The sequence below is a fragment of the Mesorhizobium sp. M7A.F.Ca.AU.002.02.1.1 genome, from assembly GCF_003998535.1.
In the GTDB taxonomy this organism is placed as follows: domain Bacteria; phylum Pseudomonadota; class Alphaproteobacteria; order Rhizobiales; family Rhizobiaceae; genus Mesorhizobium; species Mesorhizobium ciceri.
Map to the genome: position 1 here is coordinate 1 of NZ_RZPB01000837.1, position 2,450 is coordinate 2,450.

Below are 2,450 nucleotides of genomic sequence, written 5' to 3' on the forward strand. Positions count from 1 at the left end.
GACGACCGCCGGCCGCGCTCCAGAATCTCTCACATGGCGCAGAGACAGACTGGCATCGACTTTGGGCTCGAGGTGACGGCAGGCGGCGTCACTCATCTGGAACTGCGCGACGACCGTCGGGGAAGCAACGCGCCGGAGAAGGCAAAGGCGCCGGGCCACGCCACGCCGGTCGACTATGAAGCTGGCAAGGCCACGGTCGGCGGTTTGGTCACAGTCGAAGCGGGCTCCCATCAGGGGATGGAAACGCGCCGCGCCGGTGCTCCGCGATGAGAAAATCCGGGACTGACAATCTCGTCCCGGCCATCAAGAGCCCCGGCGATGCGCCGTCGATGAAGGGCGCAGAGCAGTTCGAGATTTTCCCCGACTACGGCCCGACGATCAACAGGCGCCACATGGTAGCGGCAGCGGTGGTGGCAGTCCCGCTCCTGTTCGGTTTCACTGGCCTTGCCATCCGTTATGCCGCTGTTGCTTCAACATTGGCAGAACCAGGCTTCGGGTCTTATGCTCGTGCGCTCTGCCGATGGGATTGCCACTGGTATGTGGACATTTCCGAACGCGGCTACGAGCGCTTTCCCATCCCGAACCAAAGCAATGTCGGACGATGGGGCTTCTTTCCATTCTACCCGATGCTGGTAGCGGTGATCCGAGCGATTTTTCCTTTCCCCACGATAGTGGTCGCAACCGTCGCTTCACTTGCATGCAGCTACGCCGCATGTCTGGTGGCATGGCCGCTGCTGAAGAAGAACATGCGGGCCTATGTGCTGTACTGCGCTTTTTTGCTTAGTGGCCCGTTCTCCTTCCACTTCACCACTTTCCTTTCCGAACCTCTTTTCGTGCTCCTGACCTCGAGCGTTTTCCTGGCACTCAAACGCTCCAGCTATCCCGCCGCTGGCATCTCGTCAGCGCTCCTCTCGGCAACGCGGCTTGTTGGGGTCCTTGTCGTCTTTGCGACCGTCATTGAAATGTTCCAACAGCATCGGAAAGGGGGCGGCTCACCACTCTCCTTTCCTCGTTGGGTGCTCGGTCGGCCGGATCTGCTCGTCGCTATCTTGATCTCGCCTGCCGGCTTGTTCGCTTACATCCTGTTTTTGTATGTCACTGTCGGCGACGGCTTTGCGTTCCTGCACGTCCAACGCGCCTTTGGACGAGTGGCTGGGAACCCGATCCTGTTTCTGTGGGACGGCCTCTCAGCGTTTCCCAAGACCGGGTGGCTGCCCACGGCGCCGCAATGGAGTGCGCTCGCGGCAATCGCCGGGCTGGCGTTATCAGTCGTGCTGATGGCTCGCAAGCAATATGGCGCTGGTATCTTTTGCGCGATCAGCATTGTCGTGCCATTGATTACGAATCTGGCCTCCATGGTCAGATACGTCATTGGGCTTGCGCCTCTGATACTGTTGATGGCGTTCTTGCTGTCGGCATCGAAACTGACCTGGATAGCCGCTTTGTTTCTCTTCCTGGTCGCCTGCTATTTCATGACGGTGGCATGGATTGGGGGCTACCTTGCTTTGGTCTGACGTCGGCAACCCCTACGCACGCGCGATCTCGCTTGGGGGTTACGCGCTCGCCGCGGCTTTGGCCGTGTCCGAAATCCTCATCCTTGCGCTGGCTCTCCATCCGAATGTCCACCCCGACTATCGGGCCTATTACATCGACCGCACGACAACCTGCCTCAACCGCGATACCGTTGGCAGCTACTCACTCGGCCAGACAGTGTCCTTCCGGTCCGACGGCGCCAAACGGGCTTCCGGCATGAAAGTTTGTGGCTGGTCGGGGCCAGCAGCCGACGGCACACATTCGCTGGGTGAAACCTCGCGGCTTCGCCTGCAGATACCGCCGCTTCGCGACGGCCTAAAGGCAACGCTACAAATGGCCGCTGTCGTTCGTCCGCCACAGATGACCCAGAGGGTGATAATCTCAGTCCATGGCGTATCCGTGCATAAGATCACGCTGTCGGGCAAGCAACCCATGACCGTCTCGTTCTTCATTCCGCACGCAGCTTTTTCAAACGCCAGCACGTTCGAGATGACGTTTGACTATCTCGACGGGATCCTGCCCAGCAAGGCCGCCAGCAGCATTTACAAACGCTCCATCAAATTGGTGTCGTTTCGACTGGACGCCGTTTAAATATTATCGCCGCTGGCGGGAGCGGTTGCCGTGCCGACCGGGACGGCGATCGGCAAAAACCCACCGGTCAAGAACGAAGAAATTGATGGTGGGAACGAGCAGGCACGTAATCAGGACGGGAACGACGAGCGGCAAGCCCAGCTTCACCGTCATAAGTGCCGGCGCGCCATAGGCAATGGCAAAGCCTGTTGCCGCCAGCAGGAGAAAACGTGGCGCTGTGGTTCGATGCGACCGGCCCGACACGAACGTCAGGTATTTGTGCGCGAGATACGAAAACAAGGCGGCTGCGGCATATGCCCCAAGCGAAGCCTGGACGGGCGTGAAAC

Annotated in this window: 4 protein-coding genes; 3 read left to right on the forward strand and 1 reads right to left on the reverse strand. The window is 59.6% G+C overall.

Features of this window, described 5'->3' with window-relative positions:
* From EN879_RS32050 to EN879_RS32060, 3 genes are all read left to right on the forward strand, one after another.
* Nucleotides 1-270 (forward strand): hypothetical protein (locus EN879_RS32050; protein ID WP_245493902.1); only part of this gene is annotated, 270 nt, incomplete at its 5' end.
* Nucleotides 267-1,514 (forward strand): hypothetical protein, encoded by a 1,248-nt coding sequence (locus EN879_RS32055; RefSeq protein ID WP_063170803.1) that lies wholly within the window; start codon nt 267-269, stop codon nt 1,512-1,514. The genes EN879_RS32050 and EN879_RS32055, both read left to right, overlap by 4 nt.
* Entirely contained in the window at nt 1,501-2,124 is a 624-nt protein-coding gene (locus EN879_RS32060) for a hypothetical protein (protein ID WP_063170802.1), read from the forward strand. Before EN879_RS32055 ends, EN879_RS32060 begins: the two co-directional genes overlap by 14 nt.
* 3 nt (nt 2,125-2,127) lie before the next feature.
* On the opposite strand, the gene EN879_RS32065 is transcribed toward EN879_RS32060, so the two are convergent.
* A partial coding sequence (locus tag EN879_RS32065; protein ID WP_127274528.1) for a GtrA family protein occupies nt 2,128-2,450 on the reverse strand: 323 nt, incomplete at its 5' end.

Bases quoted from the DNA above. Each gene is read 5' to 3' on its own strand.
- EN879_RS32055 (WP_063170803.1), top strand. From the start codon at position 267: ATGAGAAAATCCGGGACTGACAATCTCGTCCCGGCCATCAAGAGCCCC.